General features: G+C 64.3%; 14 protein-coding genes. 5 read left to right on the top strand and 9 right to left on the bottom strand.

Features of this window, described 5'->3' with window-relative positions:
• Window positions 1-2: 2 nt before the first annotated feature.
• The 4 genes from RHIZ70P_RS06630 to RHIZ70P_RS06615 form a co-directional block, all read right to left on the bottom strand.
• Window positions 3-1,313: a cytosine deaminase gene (locus RHIZ70P_RS06630; RefSeq protein WP_115669616.1), complete on the bottom strand. Its 1,311-nt coding sequence runs from the start codon at window positions 1,311-1,313 to the stop codon at window positions 3-5.
• Complete coding sequence (locus RHIZ70P_RS06625) at window positions 1,313-2,146, bottom strand: ABC transporter permease (protein ID WP_419178280.1); 834 nt, start codon at window positions 2,144-2,146, stop codon at window positions 1,313-1,315. Before RHIZ70P_RS06625 ends, RHIZ70P_RS06630 begins: the two co-directional genes overlap by 1 nt.
• 5 nt (window positions 2,147-2,151) lie before the next feature.
• Window positions 2,152-3,000 carry an ABC transporter ATP-binding protein gene (locus tag RHIZ70P_RS06620; RefSeq protein ID WP_115669614.1) on the bottom strand — a complete coding sequence of 283 codons (849 nt, stop codon included), beginning with the start codon at window positions 2,998-3,000 and terminating at the stop codon, window positions 2,152-2,154.
• Between the two features lie 175 nt (window positions 3,001-3,175).
• The gene (locus RHIZ70P_RS06615; protein WP_115669613.1) at window positions 3,176-4,189 is read right to left on the bottom strand and encodes an ABC transporter substrate-binding protein; all 1,014 of its coding nucleotides are present in this window, start codon (window positions 4,187-4,189) and stop codon (window positions 3,176-3,178) included.
• Window positions 4,190-4,374: 185 nt separating this feature from the next.
• Between RHIZ70P_RS06615 and RHIZ70P_RS06610 the strand changes: the two genes are divergently transcribed.
• Complete coding sequence (locus RHIZ70P_RS06610; protein ID WP_115669612.1) at window positions 4,375-5,364, top strand: LysR family transcriptional regulator; 990 nt, start codon at window positions 4,375-4,377, stop codon at window positions 5,362-5,364.
• On the opposite strand, the gene RHIZ70P_RS06605 is transcribed toward RHIZ70P_RS06610, so the two are convergent.
• Together RHIZ70P_RS06605 and RHIZ70P_RS06600 are read right to left on the bottom strand one after the other, a co-directional pair.
• Window positions 5,352-6,149, bottom strand: a complete 798-nt coding sequence (locus RHIZ70P_RS06605) for a creatininase family protein (protein WP_115669611.1) — start codon at window positions 6,147-6,149, stop codon at window positions 5,352-5,354. The genes RHIZ70P_RS06610 and RHIZ70P_RS06605 overlap by 13 nt on opposite strands.
• Before the next feature lie 136 nt (window positions 6,150-6,285).
• Window positions 6,286-7,176, bottom strand: a complete 891-nt coding sequence (locus tag RHIZ70P_RS06600) for a DMT family transporter (RefSeq protein WP_115669610.1) — start codon at window positions 7,174-7,176, stop codon at window positions 6,286-6,288.
• Window positions 7,177-7,372: 196 nt separating this feature from the next.
• Between RHIZ70P_RS06600 and RHIZ70P_RS06595 the strand changes: the two genes are divergently transcribed.
• Window positions 7,373-8,671 (top strand): adenylosuccinate synthase, encoded by a 1,299-nt coding sequence (locus RHIZ70P_RS06595; RefSeq protein ID WP_115669609.1) that lies wholly within the window; start codon window positions 7,373-7,375, stop codon window positions 8,669-8,671.
• Window positions 8,672-8,731: 60 nt separating this feature from the next.
• Entirely contained in the window at window positions 8,732-11,167 is a 2,436-nt protein-coding gene (locus RHIZ70P_RS06590) for a hypothetical protein (RefSeq protein WP_115669608.1), read from the top strand.
• 126 nt (window positions 11,168-11,293) lie between these two features.
• On the opposite strand, the gene rpoH is transcribed toward RHIZ70P_RS06590, so the two are convergent.
• Window positions 11,294-12,196 carry an RNA polymerase sigma factor RpoH gene (gene rpoH, locus RHIZ70P_RS06585; protein WP_115669607.1) on the bottom strand — a complete coding sequence of 301 codons (903 nt, stop codon included), beginning with the start codon at window positions 12,194-12,196 and terminating at the stop codon, window positions 11,294-11,296.
• A gap of 202 nt (window positions 12,197-12,398) precedes the next feature.
• Window positions 12,399-13,424 carry an RluA family pseudouridine synthase gene (locus tag RHIZ70P_RS06580; protein WP_115669606.1) on the bottom strand — a complete coding sequence of 342 codons (1,026 nt, stop codon included), beginning with the start codon at window positions 13,422-13,424 and terminating at the stop codon, window positions 12,399-12,401.
• A gap of 179 nt (window positions 13,425-13,603) precedes the next feature.
• On the opposite strand from RHIZ70P_RS06580, the gene RHIZ70P_RS06575 reads away from it, so the two are divergent.
• Window positions 13,604-13,990 (top strand): hypothetical protein, encoded by a 387-nt coding sequence (locus RHIZ70P_RS06575; protein WP_115669605.1) that lies wholly within the window; start codon window positions 13,604-13,606, stop codon window positions 13,988-13,990.
• 13 nt (window positions 13,991-14,003) lie between these two features.
• On the top strand, window positions 14,004-14,840 hold the full coding sequence (locus RHIZ70P_RS06570) for a TrmH family RNA methyltransferase (RefSeq protein WP_115669604.1): 837 nt from the start codon (window positions 14,004-14,006) through the stop codon (window positions 14,838-14,840).
• A 33-nt stretch (window positions 14,841-14,873) separates the two neighbouring features.
• Here the strand turns inward: RHIZ70P_RS06570 and RHIZ70P_RS06565 are convergent, their stop codons facing one another.
• Window positions 14,874-16,073 (bottom strand): hypothetical protein, encoded by a 1,200-nt coding sequence (locus RHIZ70P_RS06565; protein WP_115669603.1) that lies wholly within the window; start codon window positions 16,071-16,073, stop codon window positions 14,874-14,876.
• Between the last annotated feature and the right edge of the window lie 7 nt (window positions 16,074-16,080).

Here is a 16,080-nt window from a genome sequence, read left to right as displayed (position 1 = left end):
GGTCAGTCTTTCATCAGCGGGTCAAGGTCACGGTAATCCGGCAGGCTGCGGTCGATGCCCTTGCCATTCCGCACGATGATGCGGTCAGCCTGCGGACGGGAAAGGAATTCGCTCCAGCGTCGCGCCGAAAACAGCACGAGGTCGGCGGGAAGGCCGGCGGCGATGCGCCCGCGGTCGGCGCGGCCGAGAATATCGGCCGGCGTGCGGGTGACGACACGGGCGGCCTCGTCGAGCGGATGGTCGAGATGGAGGATGCGCACCCCCTCACGGAACACCTCGACCGGATCGAGGTCGCCATAGGCGTAGAACGGGTCGCGGGTATTGTCGGAGGAGATCGCGGTCGGGATGCCGGCCTCCGTCAGTTCATGGAACAGCGTCACGCCGCGATAGCGCGGCGTGCGGTTCGGCGCCCGGTCCTGCAGGTACATGTTGCACATCGGCAGCGAGACGACGGAAAGGCCGGCCTTTGCCACGACATCGATCGTCGCCTTGGCGAGATCGTCGTTCTGGCGGGCGAGCGAGCAGCAATGGCCGACGGTGACGGCCCCTGCAAAGCCGTTGCGGATCTTCGCCTCGGCGATGGTCTTCAAGGTCAGGACTTCGTGGTCCTGGGTCTCGTCGACGTGGAGGTCGATGTCCAGCCCACGCTCGGAAGCGGTGCGGAACAGCATGTCGAGGCGGGTTTCGAGATCCGGCATCAGGTAGGTCACGCCGCCGAGCAGGCCGCCATGGCTTGCGACCACGTCGGTGAGGTCGCCGAAGAAGGCCTCGTCGGTGATCATGTCGAGCGGGAAGAGGGCGACGGCCTGGAGGGTGATCCTGTCCTTCCAGGCATCGCGCAGTTCGGAGAAGACCTCGAAGGAAATGCGATGTTGCGGCGGCAGGCTGTCGAGATGGGTGCGGATCAGGCCGGTGCCGTGGGCATAGGCGGTCTTTAGCGAAAACTCCATGCGGGCACGCACGTCGGCGGCCGACCAGCAGGCCTCACGGTCGGTGCGCACGGCGTCGAGCGCGCCGGGGAAATCGCCGGTCGGGTTGGGTCGGCGGTCCCAGATATGGCCCTTGTCGAGATGGGTGTGCATGTCGGCGAAGCACGGCCAGACCATGCCCTGCGCGAGATCCGTGGCCGGCATATCCGTCGGCGCGGAGCCGGCGGGCAGGATCGCTTCGATCTTGCCGTCGGCAATGACGATATCCGCATCGATCAGACCTTCGCGGCCGCTCGGCCCGGCAAAGCCATCGACGGTGATGGCCGGCAGCGTGGCGTTCGTCAGGACATAGCGGTCGGCGGTGGGAAGGGAGGGAAAGGGCATCAGTTTTCTCTCTTGAGGCTGCTTTCGTGCCAGCGATGCAGGGCGAGCCAGGACAGGAAGGAGGTGATCGCGAAGATCAGGACGCCGAGGCAGGACAGCAGGAAGAGGGCCGCGAAGAGGCGGGGGATGTTCAGTCGATACTGTGCCTCCAGCAGGCGGAAGGCGAGGCCCGAGCCGGCGCCGGCCGAGCCCGCGGCAAATTCGGCGACAACGGCGGCGATCAGGGCAAGGCCACCGCCGATACGAAGCCCCGTCATGAAATAGGGAAGCGAGGCGGGGAGCTTCAGGTAGAGCAGCGTCTGGAGCCGTGTCGCGCCATAGAGGTCGAAGAGGTTCAAGAGGTTGTGGTCGACGCTTTTGAGGCCCTGCACCATGTTCGACAGGATCGGGAAGAAGGCGACGAGGAACGCGCAGATCAAAAGGGCGACCTGGGTGGAGGGCGCGTAGATCAGGATCAGCGGGGCGATCGCGACGATCGGGGTCACCTGCAGGATGACGGTGATGGGATAAAAGGCGAGTTCGATCCAGCGCGACTGGACGAGGAAGATGGCGATGCCGACGCCGCCGATCAGCGCCAGCGCCAGCGAGGCAAGGGTGATCTTGGTCGTGACCCAGAGTGCCGGCGCCAGTGTTCCCCAGTCCGTGATCAGCGCGGTGCCCGCGGCGATCGGGCTCGGCAGGATATATTGCGGAACGCCGGACAGGACGACTCCGATCTGCCAGGCGGACAGAAGCGTGAAGACCACGATGATCGGCACGATGACCTTCAACAGCGTGTCGCGCGAACGGGAGGCTGCAACGGGTTTGGCGGCGGTCGGGGAGGCGGGGCTCATGACCATCAGTGTGCGTCCTCTCCGTCCATGGCTTCCAGCAGTGTTTCCGAAACCGTCTCGCAGGCCTGACGATATTCTTCCGAGGTGCGGTAGTGCGCGTCGCGCTCCAGACTGGTGTGCAGCGCAAAGTCGGCATGAACCCGGCCGGGCCGCGACTTCATCACGACGATGCGGCTCGACAGATAGGCGCTCTCGAAGACGGAATGCGTGACGAAGACGACGGTAATGCCGGTCTCTTTCCACAGGCGCAGAACGTCGTCGTTGAGCTTCTGCCGCGTGATTTCGTCAAGCGCCGCGAAGGGCTCGTCCATCAAAAGCAACTTCGGCCGGGTGACCAGCGCGCGGGCGATCGAGACGCGCATCTTCATGCCGCCGGAGAGTTCGCGCGGATAGGCCTCGGCAAAATCCTCAAGGCCGACGGTCGCAAGCGTTGCCATGATCTCGTCGCGCGCGGCGGCCTTGGAGACGCCCTTGAGCTTGAGCGGCAGGTGGACATTGCCGAACACCGTCTGCCACGGCATCAGCGTCGGTTCCTGGAAGACGAAGGAAATGTCGCCCTCGGGCAGGCCCTTGGAATTGATGCGCGAGCTTGGCCAATCGATCATACCGGTCGAGGCGTCGCCCAGTCCGGCAATGATCCTGAGCGCCGTCGACTTGCCGCAGCCGGAGGGGCCGAGCAGGCTGACGAATTCGCCGCCGTTGACGGTGAGCGACATGTCGGAGAGGGCCACGGTGCCGCTGGAAAAGACCTTGGTCACCTGGTCCATGACGACGAGCGGCCGGCGCCGCGCGTCGGTCGGCGATGCGCCGTTCTGGGCGGAGGAGGTTGCCGTCTCGGCGTCTGGAGATGTCATTGCGGGCCTTGATTGCTTCTTGTTGGTCGGGATCGGCGTATTCCCGCTTCTCCCCCATCGGGGAGAAGGTGGTCCGAAGGACCGGATGAGGGGGGCGTCAGCAAGGCCTCCGGCCTCCCCCTCATCGCCTCGCATCCACTCGGCCCTTCTCCCCGCGGGGAGAAGGGCTTCCGTGTCACTTCTTCAGCGCCATGCCGACGCCCTTGCAGACGTATTTTGTGGTGAAGGCCTTGGTGTAGTCGAGGTCGGCGGTCTGGACGCCGATCGAGACCATGTCGTCGAAGAACTTCTTGTAGCGCTCCTCGGTCATGCAGCCGATGCCCTTGTCGAGCGCTTCGCCGGATTCGACGATGCCGTATTCCTTCATCTTGGCGATGGAATACTCGATCTGGCCATCCGTCATTTCCGGATTGTCCTTCTTGATCAGGTCGTTGGCGGCCTTGTTGTCGCCGTGGAGATAGTTGTACCAGCCTTCGATCGAGGCATCGACGAAGCGCTGAACCAGGTCGGACTTGGTCTCGACCATGGTGGCGGTGGTGGTGATCATCGTCGAATAGGGGTTGTAGCCGTTGTCGGCGAGCAGGAAGACCTTCGGTGCCCAGCCGGCCTGCTTCTCGATCTCATAGGGTTCCGAGGTCAGGTAGCCCTGCTGGGCCGACTTCGGATCGGCGATGAACGGCGCCGGGTTGAAGGTGTAGGGCTTGTACTGCTCGTCCTTGAAGCCCGGATAGTTCTTCTTCATCCACTCGAAATAGGTGACGTAGCCGTCCTTGCCCATGAAGATCGAATCGAGCTTGGCGAGGTCGGCGAAGGTTTCGACGCCTTGGTCGGGATGGGCGAGCAGGACCTGCGGATCCTTCTGGAAGATCGCGGCGACGTCGACCAGCGGAATGCCCTGCTTGACGGCATCCATCTCGCCGAGCGGGCTGCCCATGTAGAAATCGACCTTGCCGGCGATCAGCAGCGCGCGATTGGCGGCATTCGGGCCGCCCTGGACGATGGTGACCTTGAGGCCGTGCTTTTCATAGGTGCCGTCGGCGACGGCCTGATAGAAACCGCCATGTTCGGCCTGGGCCAGCCAGTTGGTGCCGTAGCTGACCTCGTCGAGGGCATAGGCCTGCTGTGCCGAAAGCGCCGTTCCGAGCCCGAGAAGGGCGAGGAAGGTGGTCTTGCTGAGAGTGTCGCGCATGTCGATCGAGTTCCCCTGTCCATTCGCCGAAGCTCCGCCATTGGGCTCCGTTTTCCATATTTGAGCGGTTGCCTTGCGCTTTGAAAAGCATCAAAATTCGTCCGCATTGATGCCTTTTTTGCACCGCTGTGCAGGTAGATGCCCAATTTATGCTATTCGATTAAAAATTATGCAATGGTGACCCCGTGCTTCATTCCCGAAAGCTGCAATACATCAATGAAATCGTCCGCTGCGGCTCGATCCGCAAGGCGGCGGCGCGGCTCAACGTCGCCTCGTCGGCGGTCAACCGGCAGATCCTGGCGCTCGAAGAGGAACTTGGGGCGCCGATCTTCGAGCGGCTGCCGCGCGGTCTTCGCCTGACGGCTGCCGGCGAGCTGTGCGTCGAGCATATCCGCGACGTCCTGAAGAACTACGAAAAGCTCGAATCCCGCATTCGCGGGCTGAAAATGCCGCAGGCCGGCAAGGTGACGCTGGTGACGACGGTCGGCCTGGCCGCCGGTCCCCTGCCGCAGATCCTGGCGCGCTTTCTCGAATCGCACCCGCGGGTCCGCATCCAGCTGCGCAATGACGGCGGTTCGACGACCATCAACCCGGTGCTGACCGGCGAGGTCGACATCGGCCTCGGCTTCAACATCCCGGCCACCCCCGGCATCCGCACGCTCGCCAATTTCGATGTGCCGGTGGGCGTGGTGCTGCCGCCCGGCCATCCGCTGTCGCATGAGGCGGGACCGATCGACCTCGCCGATGTGGTGCAGGAAAAGCTGGTGCTGGCGCAGTCGGGCACCAGCCTGCGCAATATCATCGACCTGGCGCTCGCACCGGTGCCGCTGCCGGTCGAGCCGGTGCTGGAGACCAATTCGTCAGAGTTGATGAAGCAACTGGTCAAGTGCGGGGTGGGGCTGACGCTGCTCAATCCGCTTGACGTGATCAGCGAGTGCCGGGCCGGGGAACTGGTCTTCCGTCCGCTGCTCGAGGCCCAGTTACGCCACCAGCCGATGAAGCTCTTTGCCCGGGCGCGGGCGCCGCTCGATGCGGCGACCAGCCTGTTTGTCGAGTATCTGATGCAGGAATTGGTGGGTCTGGTGCACGAACTGCAGGGCAAGGGCCATATACCGGCGGGCGAGAAGCCGGGGGAGCGGGCTCTTGCGATGCGCGACGAAGATCAGCGCGAATAGAGATTGGCCAGCGGATAGCCGGCCAGGTCGCGCAAGAGCTCTATGAAACCCGCGACCTGATGCCTGCAGATCGCCGCGCCCTTTTCCGCCGTGCCCTTCGAGGCATCGCCGACCACGCCGTTTGGATTGAGGTCGTGCGCGATCCAGGCGAGCGAATGCGGCGGCAACGGGGTCAGGTATTTCGAATTGGCCTTCATCTCCTCCGCACGCGAAACGAAGTTCTCGGCCTTGTCCATGCGCACCAGATCCGGGCGGAAGTGGAGCATCAGCGAGGTTTCGACCTCGCCGCCGTGGATGCCGTATCGGGTCTCGTGGTCCGAGATCATGCCGTCCGGATTGCCGAAGCGGCCCCACTGGGTGGAGACCACGGCCATCTGGTGGCGCACTCTGAGTTCGCGGGCGACGATGCTCATCACGTCGACATTGCCGCCATGGGAGTTGACGATGACCATCTTGCGGATCCCGGCCTCGGCGACCTTGGTGCCGATTGCGGTCCAGGCGGGAATGAGGATCTCCGGGCCGAAGGACAGTGTGCCGGGGCCGTAAATGTGCTCGTTGGCCTTGCCGATTTCCTGGGTCGGCAGGACGAGAAAATCGAGATCGTCCGGACGCTGGTTCTTCAGTTCGGCGAGCATGCCATTTGCGATCGCGACGTCGGTGGCGATCGGCAGATGGGGGCCGTGCTGCTCGGTCGAGGCGATCGGCAGGATGGCGATGGTCGTGTCGGGGGAAAGCCCGGCGAAGTCGGCGGTGTTCAGTTCGTTCCAGAAGAATGGCTTGGCCATGGTCGGTTCCCTCGCAAGTGTCCGGAGAATCGATAGGACACTTGGGTGGGCTTGGAAAAGCACCATATTGCGTGCAGGGTGCTGCCTTAAAGCGAGCGGTTACTTGCGGTCGGCACCAGGTCTTGCGCGAGGCGCGTCAGGCGGTCGGTCTGGGCTTGCCCCATTCGGCAATGGCGATACCGCCGAGAACCAGCGAAAGCGCGATCAGGTGCAGCGGCTGAAGCGCCTCGCCGATCACCGCGAGTGACAAAAGCGTGCCAAATACCGGGACGAGATTGATGAACAGGCCCGCCCGGTTGGCGCCGATGCCCTCGACGCCCAGCACATAGAAGACCTGTGAAATCAGCGAGGGGAACAGAGCGGCATAGGCGATCATGCCCATTCCGGCGAGATCCGGCAGGATCATCGTGCCATTGGCCTCTTCCCAAAGAACGAGCGGCAGGCCCGTCATCGCGCCGCCCAGCGCGGAGGCGGCCATCAGGCTCTTCCAGTGGATCGCCGGCTTCCAGCGCAACGCGATCGTATAAATGGCATAGGCGGCAACCGCGAGCAGCAGCAGCGCATCGCCGAAATTGAGCGCCAGCGACAGCAGCACATCAAGATCGCCACGGGTTGCGGTCAGCGCCACGCCGACGAAGCTGATGGCGAAGCCGAGGATCTGGACCGCGGAGACCGGGATGCGGAACAACAGGAAGTTGAGGATGAAAATCAGCACGGGAATGCCGCCCTGCTCGATCGCGCCGTTGACGGCGCTGGTGTATTTTAGGGCGGTATAGAGAAAGCCGTTGAAGGCGGTATAGCCGATCGCGCCATAGCCGAGCAGCAGCAGCCAGTGGCGCTTCAGTTCGGGCCAGTCCTTTTTCAGTTGCGGCACCGAGATCGAACAGATGATGATCAGCGCGATGGACCAGCGCGAAAAATTGAGCACCATCGGGCTGACATGGCCGACGGCCAGCTTGCCCACCACGGTGTTTCCACCCCAGAAAAGCGTTGCAACGGTCAGAAAGAAATAGGCTCTGAGAAGCAAGGGATTGCACCGGGAGGTTGGTCGGGAGGGCGCGCTAAGGCTTTGATCTGCCGGATGAGATAGGCGAGGGGCAGCGTTTTGTCACGCAAAAAGCCGATTTCGCCCGCATAACGAGTCGATTTCACAAAAACAACACAGTATAGATGCGCGGGTTTGGATAAGGCGCAGTCTGTTGCGCGATAGACAGGATTTCGAAATGACGAATGTCGTGGTTGTGGGTTCGCAGTGGGGTGACGAGGGCAAGGGCAAGATTGTCGACTGGCTCTCCGAGCGGGCGGATATCGTCGTCCGGTTCCAGGGCGGCCACAATGCCGGCCATACGCTGGTGATCGACGGCATCAGCTACAAGCTGTCGCTGCTGCCTTCGGGCGTCGTTCGGCCTGGCAAGAAGGCCGTGATCGGCAATGGCGTCGTCGTCGATCCGCATGCGCTGATCGCCGAGATCGGCCGCCTCAAGGATCAGGGCGTCGAGGTGACGCCGGACAATCTGCGAATCGCCGAGAACGCCACGCTGATCCTGTCTCTGCACCGCGAACTTGACGGCATGCGCGAAGATGCGGCCACCAATAGCGGAACGAAGATCGGCACCACCCGTCGTGGCATCGGTCCGGCCTATGAGGACAAGGTTGGCCGTCGTGCGATTCGCGTCATGGATCTCGCCGATCTCGATGCGCTCGAAGGCAAGGTTGAACGTATCCTGACCCACCACAATGCGCTTCGCCGCGGTTTCGGCGCGCCCGAGGTCGAACACAAGACGATCATGGAGGAACTGACCTCGATCGCCGATCGCGTCCTGCCGTTCATGGATTCGGTCTGGGTTCTGCTCGACAAGGAACGCCGCAAGGGTTCGCGCATCCTGTTCGAAGGCGCGCAGGGCTCGTTGCTCGATATCGATCACGGCACCTATCCCTTCGTCACCTCGTCCAACACGGTTGCCGGCCAGGCCGCCGCCGGCTCCGGCATGGGGCCGGGCTCGCTCGGCTATATCCTCGGCATTACCAAGGCCTATACGACCCGCGTCGGCGAAGGCCCGTTCCCGACGGAGTTGACCGACGAGATCGGCCAGTTCCTCGGCGAAAAAGGCCATGAATTCGGCACCGTCACCGGCCGCAAGCGCCGTTGCGGGTGGTTCGATGCCGCCCTGGTTCGCCAGTCGGTCGCGACCAACGGCATCACCGGCATCGCGCTCACCAAGCTCGACGTTCTCGATGGCCTCGACGAATTGAAGATCTGTGTGGGTTACAAGCTCGACGGCCAGGAAATCGATTACCTGCCGGCCGCTCAGGCGGCGCAGGCGCGGGTCGAGCCGATCTACATCACGCTCGAAGGCTGGAAGGAATCGACCGTCGGCGCCCGCAAATGGGCGGATCTTCCGGCCCAGGCGATCAAGTATGTCCGCCAGGTCGAGGAGTTGATCGGTGCGCCGGTGGCGCTGCTTTCGACCAGCCCCGAGCGCGACGACACCATACTTGTGACTGATCCATTTGAAGACTAAGCTTGGATTTCGTTAAGCTTTTGCCAGCCGGCGCGCGCCGGCGACAACGAGAAAGTGCTGATGGCTGACTTCATTGCGGTTATCCGGCGTGCCGTGGACGGCCTGTCGAACAATACACCTGAGATGCGTGCCAAGGTCTATGACAAGGCACGCAGCGCCGTGCTGCGGCAGCTGGAGAACATGAACCCGCGGCCGCCGGAGCAGATGCTCCAGCGGCAGCTGGCGAAGCTGGACGCCGCGATCCTCGAGGTCGAGGCGGAACATGCCGAAGCCTTGCCGGACGAGGAGGCCGCAGCAACCTTCGAGGAGGCGATGACGCCACAGCCTGCCATTGGGCAGGACTGGCAGGAGCCGGCGCCCGAGCAGGCAGAAGCGGCCGCAGTCGAGCCCGAACGGCCGGTTGAAGCAGCGCCCGGGGCATGGCAGGCAGAAGCGGCCCCGGCCGAGCCCGATCCTTGGGCGGCGCCTGCCGAACCCGAACAGGCGGCGCCAGAACAGGCCGAGCCGGAAGACCATGCGGAAGCCGAACGGCGCTTCGAGGCGGAGCAGGTGGAGCCCCCGGAAACTGCCGGGATGGTACCCGAGCTGCAGCCCGCGCCCGAGCCACAGCCCGCGCAAGTATTCGAAGTCGCGCCTCAGGAAGAGCCCGTTCGATGGGCCGAGGAGCCGGTCGAGGCCGTCGAGCAGCCGGCACCGGCCGCGTTCCCGGCCTATTCGGACGTCGACCGCGATGTCGTTTCGACGGTCGAACCGGATCAAGGCTATGCCGCGCCGGTTGCCTCGGAAGAACCGGAGGAGTATCGCGAGAGCCAGCGCGCAGCCGAAGCCCAGGCCGAAGTGCTTGAGGCGGAGGCGGAAACGCCAGCTGTCGAGGTTGCGCCCACGGTTCCCTCCTATAACCGGCTGGTGGAAATCCCGGTAACGGGCGAAGACGACTGGATGCCCAGGCGCGCGGCGGATGCCGGTGCCGAGCAGGATCAGGCGGCCGCGCCGGAAGCGGCAGCGGTTCAGCCGGCGGCGTACGAGCCGTGGGAGCTTCCCACGGACGCATCCTGGCGCAGCGAACCGGCTCGACCGACCGACGCCGACGCGCTTGCCACGCCGTCCGACGGTGTGACTGGCGTGAAGTCCGAGCCTGCGGCACCGGGGACGCTTGACGCCCTCGACTGGGACAGCGCGGCCTATGCCCTGCCGTCCGCGGGGGCCAAGGACGGCCCATCCACGGACATGCCGGTGGCGAGCGACGATTTCTCCGACTGGTTTGCCGAATATGACAAGCCGAAGGAGACTGCGGCCGATGGGGGCGTGGCCGCTGTCGTGCCGGTCGGGGACACGGTCGTTCAGCCGCAGCCTGTGGCTGCGGACGCAGCGCCGGCGTCAAGCGGCGTGGAAGACGTCGATGCCTTCCTCGCCGAAACGCAGCAACGCGCCTATCGCATCGAGCCCAAGGAGCGGCGCAATTATGCACCGGTCGTGCTTGGCCTTCTGGGTGTCGCCCTGGTCGCAGGCGGCGGCTTTGCCGCCTGGACCTATCGCGATCGGATCACCCAGTATGTCAGCAGCCTGACCGATACGACGCCGGCCACGGTCACCGAACAAACGGCGCCCGAAGCGGGCAACGGGGCGGAGACGGCAACGGGCACGCCCGCGCCGGCCGCGGAGACGGGTCAACCGGCCAATGGTGCTGCGGACGACGGATCGGTCGCCGGCCAGAAGTTCACCCAGCGCCTCATGCCGGACGGAACGGAAGTCGACGAAGGCGCCGGCACGACTGCCGCGGGTGGTCCGTCGAGCGAAGGCAAATCGGTTTCCGAGCAGAATGTCGCCTCGACCGTGGAGCCGACCGACCAGCCGGCGGTTGGAACCAATGCCGGGGTCGCACAGCCGGCCACACCAACCACGACGGCTCCCTCCACCGGCGACAGCGTAGCGCCGGCCGCGAACGGTGAGCGGGCCTTCCTCTATGAGGAACGTCTCGGCCAGACCACGCCGACCGCCGTGCCCGGCACGATCGCCTGGAGCGCGCTGCGCGAAACCGGCGAGGACGGCAAGCCCAATCCAGAGATCCAGGGCAAGATCACCATTCCGGATCGCGGCTTGACCGCGCTGATCACCATCAAGCGCAACACCGACAGCTCGCTGCCGGCCAGCCATCTGATCGAGGTTGTATTCTCCGTACCGCCGGATTTCGAAGGTGGGGCGGTGGACAAGCTGGAACGGATCGCCATGAAGCGGACGGAGCAGGATCGCGGCGATCCGCTCGTCGCGGTCGCGGCCAAGGTCACCGACGACACCTATCTGGTGGCGCTCAACGACTTCGAGCACATCATGAAGGCCAATCTCGACCTGCTGGCGACCCGTGGCTGGATCGATATCCCGATCAGCTATCGCAACGGCCGCCGCGCCTTGCTGACGCTCGACAAGGGCGCCGTGGGCGCTGCTGTCTTCGACCAGGTGATGAAGGAATGGACGGCACTGGGCGGGCCCGGCAACTGACCGTCCGTCCGTGAAGCTCAAAAGCAAAAACCCGGATCGGCAGATCCGGGTTTTTTCGTGTGGTCGGTAAGGGTTTCGGCCGTATGCCGGGCGTGCGGCGGTGTGGCCGTTCTTGGAGGCTCTGCGTCAGGCCTCGACGACCCGAAGTGCCGCAGCGCGTTCCAGTGCTTCCTTCTGCACGGCCTCCTGCACCTTCTCGAAGGCGCGAACCTCGATCTGGCGAACGCGTTCGCGGCTGATGTCGAACTCGGCCGACAATTCCTCGAGCGTCACCGGGTCTTCGGCGAGGCGGCGTGCCTGGAAGATGCGGCGTTCCCGATCGTTGAGAACGCTCATGGCCTTCGCCAACATGCGGCGGCGGGTTTCGAGTTCGTCCTGCTCGATCAAGACAGCTTCCTGGCTTTCGTGGTCATCGACCAGCCAGTCCTGCCATTGGCCCGACTCGCCTTCGGCGGCACGGATCGGGGCGTTGAGGGACGCGTCGCCGGACAGGCGACGATTCATCGAAACGACCTCTTCCTCGGAAACCTTCAGCTTGGTGGCGATCTCGGTCACCTGTTCCGGCTTCAGGTCGCCTTCCTCGATGGCCTGGATCTTGCCCTTAAGGCGGCGCAGGTTGAAGAACAGCCGCTTCTGGTTGGCGGTCGTGCCCATCTTCACCAGCGACCAGGAGCGCAGGATATATTCCTGGATCGAGGCCTTGATCCACCACATGGCATAGGTGGCGAGACGGAAGCCGCGTTCGGGATCGAATTTCTTGACCGCCTGCATCAGGCCGACATTCCCTTCGGACACGACTTCGCCGATCGGAAGGCCGTAGCCACGATAACCCATGGCAATCTTGGCGACGAGGCGCAGGTGGCTGGTGACGAGTTTATGGGCCGCGTCGCGATCGCCATGTTCGGCGTAACGCTTGGCGAGCATGTATTCCTGCTGCGGTTCCAGCATCGGGAACTTGCGGATCTCGTCGAGATAACGGTTGAGACCGCCTTCGCCGGCGGTAATGCTAGGCAATGTACTGCGGGCCATGAAGCACCCCTTTCTCTGTTCGGCTCCCCTTTACGAATGGGCGAGCCTGATTCCCGTGGATTTCCCAAAATCCCACAGAAACCCAGCTAACAGATAAGTGTGGCAAAACCCGGATACAAGGGTAGGCGCGGATCACGAGCGCGTGACGCCGGAAGGGCGACGAAAGGGGCGATACCCAGCCCGTCGGGCCGCCGGAGCGGTCTTACAACTCTCGCAGCGCGTCGATGATTTCCTGCATGTCGGCGGGGATCGGTGCGGTGAAATGCATGGTCTCACCGGTGGTCGGATGCTCGAAGGCGAGAAGGTAGGCGTGCAGGGCCTGGCGGGGGAAGTTCTTGACCGTCGTCTGGGCGGGCTCAGGCAGCAGGTTGGCCTTGGTCTTGAAGGCCGCGCCATAGTCCTGGTCGCCGATCAGCGGATGGCCGATATGGGCCATGTGCACGCGGATCTGGTGGGTGCGGCCGGTTTCCAGCCGGCACTCGACCAACGAGGCGAGGCAGGTCGCATCCGGCTTCTCGCCGTAGCGTTCGAGCACCTGGTAATGGGTGATCGCCTCGCGGGCGTCGTCGGTGTCTTCCTTCTTGACCGTGCGCTTGGTGCGGTCGCCGGCGCGCCCCAGCGGTGCGTCGATCGTGCCGGTCAAGCCCCGCGGCCGTCCCCAGACGATGGCCTGATAGGCGCGCTCCAGCGGGCCGGTGCGGCCATGGTCGGCGAACTGGTCGGCGAGGTGGCGGTGCGCCAGGTCGTTCTTGGCGACCACCATGACGCCGGACGTGTCCTTGTCGAGCCGGTGGACGATGCCGGGCCGCTTGACGCCGCCGATGCCCGACAAGCTGTCGCCGCAATGGTGGATCAGCGCATTGACCAGTGTGCCGGTCCAGTTGCCGGCGCCCGGATGGACAACGAGGCCGGGCGGCTTGGCGATGACGATCAGGTCGGCATCCTCGTAGAGAACCTCCAGCGGAATATCCTCGCCCTTCGGTTCCGGATCTTCCGGTTCGGGCAGGACGATCGACAGGCGGTCGCCGGGGCGAATCTTGCGCTTCGGCTCGGTGACGGTCACGTCGTTGATGGTGACCGCCCCCTGTTCGATCAGCGCCTTGACGCGATTGCGCGAAAATTCACCCTCCAGCGCCGCCGCCAGCCAGGCGTCGAGGCGTCCATCGGCTTCATCCGCGGCAATCAGGTCTTTTCTTGGCCTCTCGGCTTCGCTAAAGGGGTCGGTCATCTGTCATCCCGCGTGAGAACCACCGGTATTGCGGCTCATTGATTTTGCTGCCACTTGGCACAGACTTTGGCCTTCGACAATCGAAAGCCTTGTTTCACGGCTGTTTTTCCCTGAACAATGGTTCGCATCGGGGAAAAAGACCAGACCTTGCGGACCTCAGGAACAGAGACGTTAAAGCCATGGCTCATCTCGACGACGACGAACAGGAAGAAAAGCCGCTCGATCCGGCGATGGAGCGCGTCCGCCGCAAGATGGTCAAGCTGCAACTGGTGTCCGGCGGCATCATGATGCTGATGTTCATGGCCGTGCTGGCTGCCATCGTCTACAAGGTCACCCGGCCGGACGGCACGGAGAAGCCGGTGGCTGCCTCCGGGCTTGCCATTCCCGCCGACCAGCCGCTCAACCTGACGGCCAGCCTGCCGACCGGATTCACGGTTGGCTCGACCGCCCTGTCGAACAACCAGATCCTGTTCTACGGCACGATGGCCGACGGCACCAGGAAGGCGCTGGTTTTCGACCTGTCGGTCGGCCGGATCATCGCCGACGTCACCGTCACCGGCAATTGATTTCGGATCGGCGATGAGCGAGCGCAAGCTGATTGCCATCGAGGACCCGGCCGATCCGCGGATCGCCGAGTTCTCGCAGATCCGCGAGCGTGACCTGACCGGGCGGGCCGGCGGGTTCATCGCCGAAGGCACAGTGGTCTTGCGAATGCTCGCCGCAGCCCATGGTGCGGGCCTGGGCATCCGGGCCGAAAAGTTGCTGCTGCTGCGTAACCGGGTCGAGGGTGTGGCCGATCTGCTCGCCGCCTTTCCCGAGGACGTGCCTGTCTATGTCGCGGAAACCCCGGTGCTCGATGCGATTGCCGGCTTCCACCTTCATCGCGGCGTTCTGGCGCTCGGCCGGCGGGACGGCGGCGGATCGGTCGATGCGCTGGTCGGGGCACTGCCGCAAGAGGCGCTGGTGTTGGTCGGCTGCGGCATTTCCAACCATGACAATATCGGCGCCCTGTTCCGCAATGCCGCGGGCTTCGGCGCGGATGCGGTGCTGCTGGACGAAACCTGTTGCGATCCTCTCTATCGCAAGGCGCTGCGCGTTTCGGTGGGCTCGGTGCTGACCATGCCCTATGCGCGGGAAGGCTCGAGCGAGGCGCTGCTCGGCCGGCTTGCCGCGGCAGGCTTCGCGATCTGGGCGCTATCGCCGGGCGGTGAGGTCGAGATCGGCGAGATCGCGCCCGAGGGACGCATGGCTCTGGTGATGGGAACGGAAGGCGAGGGGCTACCGCAGGCGATCCTGACGCGGTTCCACACGGCTCGGATCGCGCAGATGCCGGGTCTCGACAGTCTCAATGTCGGAACGGCCAGCGGAATAGCCCTATACGCCATGGCGAAGGCCATGGGGCGCTTGCCGGGTTGAGGCAATTCAGCAAACGTGCGTAGCGTTCTTGCGTCATTCCGCCGGCGGCGTTTGGGGCGGTGCAGCCCTTGCCAGCGACGGTTCGATCGCCAGCACCCGTTCGGCAAGCGTCAGGCTCTTGCCCGGTCCCTTCGCCGATTTCGCCCGCAGAAGCTCGGGAATGGGCGAGGCTTCGCCTTCCTGGGCTGCGGTCAGGACGATCATCTTGGCGGCGATGTCGGCGATCTCCTCGCGCAGCGCCTTGTCGTTCGTGGCGGTCTTCGCCTTGATCAGCCGTTCGGTCAGGGCCGTGTGACGGTGGCGCAGTTCCTCTGCCAGATCCGTCGCAATCGTTGTTTCGCCCGTCGGCGCGGTCAGGGAGACCGTCTCCTGCAGCTCGGGCCCCGTTGTCGTGCTGTCTTCGAAATCGGGTACCGGAAGGTTTGCCGCGCGCAGTGCCTTGGCGGCGGCGCGCAACTTGCCGTTCGCCGTCTTCACGCTCTCCTTCAACCGGGCGATCTCCTTTGAGCGGCGTTCGACGAGTGCGGCCTTGTCGACATTCTCGGCTATCTCCCGCGCCAGCCGGTCGTCCAGCCGCAACAGCTTGTGCTCTTCCTGCGCCAGCCTGATCTCCGCATCCTTGGCGCGCTTGGTCACCAGCTTGGTTTCGCGGCGCAGCTCCTCGCGTTCGTCGCGCAGGGCCTGGATGCGCATCTTGAGATTCTCGATCTCGGTTTCGCGGGTCGTCCGCTCGATCTTCAGATTGTCCATGTCGGCCGCCATGCGCTCGATGCGCCGGCCAAGCGCGGTGATCTCGAGGTCCTTGGCGGCGGCCGTCTCTTCCGTGCGCCGCAGCGCCTCCTTCAGGTTGTCGGCCTCGATCTCGGCGCGTCGCAGCTTCGAGCGGAAGTCGGCCGCCTCGACGCTCATGTCGTTGATCTGCGCCTTGAGGTCCTGGTTGTCGGCCAGGAGATGGCTGGCTTCGCTGGCGAGCGTTTCATTGGCGAGTTTCACGGAGACCAGCGCCTCCCGCTCACGCAACAGCTCCTGCGTCGTCCTGGCATTCTGCGCTGCGTAGACGGCGCGCACCATGTCCTTCTGGGCGCGAATTTCCTGCGGGCTGAGCGGCATCGTCGCTTTCAGCCTGTTCTCCGTGTAGAGCACGATACGCTTGTGGATGGCCGGCGCGACCAACATCACGAGCAGGGCGGCGGCGAGGAAACCCAATCCAAGAAGCAGGGCGTATTCGATCACGGGAGAG

It is taken from the genome of Paenirhizobium selenitireducens ATCC BAA-1503, from assembly GCF_900492185.1.
Lineage (GTDB): Bacteria > Pseudomonadota > Alphaproteobacteria > Rhizobiales > Rhizobiaceae > Allorhizobium > Allorhizobium selenitireducens_A.
The sequence above is the reverse complement of the archived record's forward strand: the minus strand, read 5'-3'. Positions and strand labels throughout refer to the sequence as shown.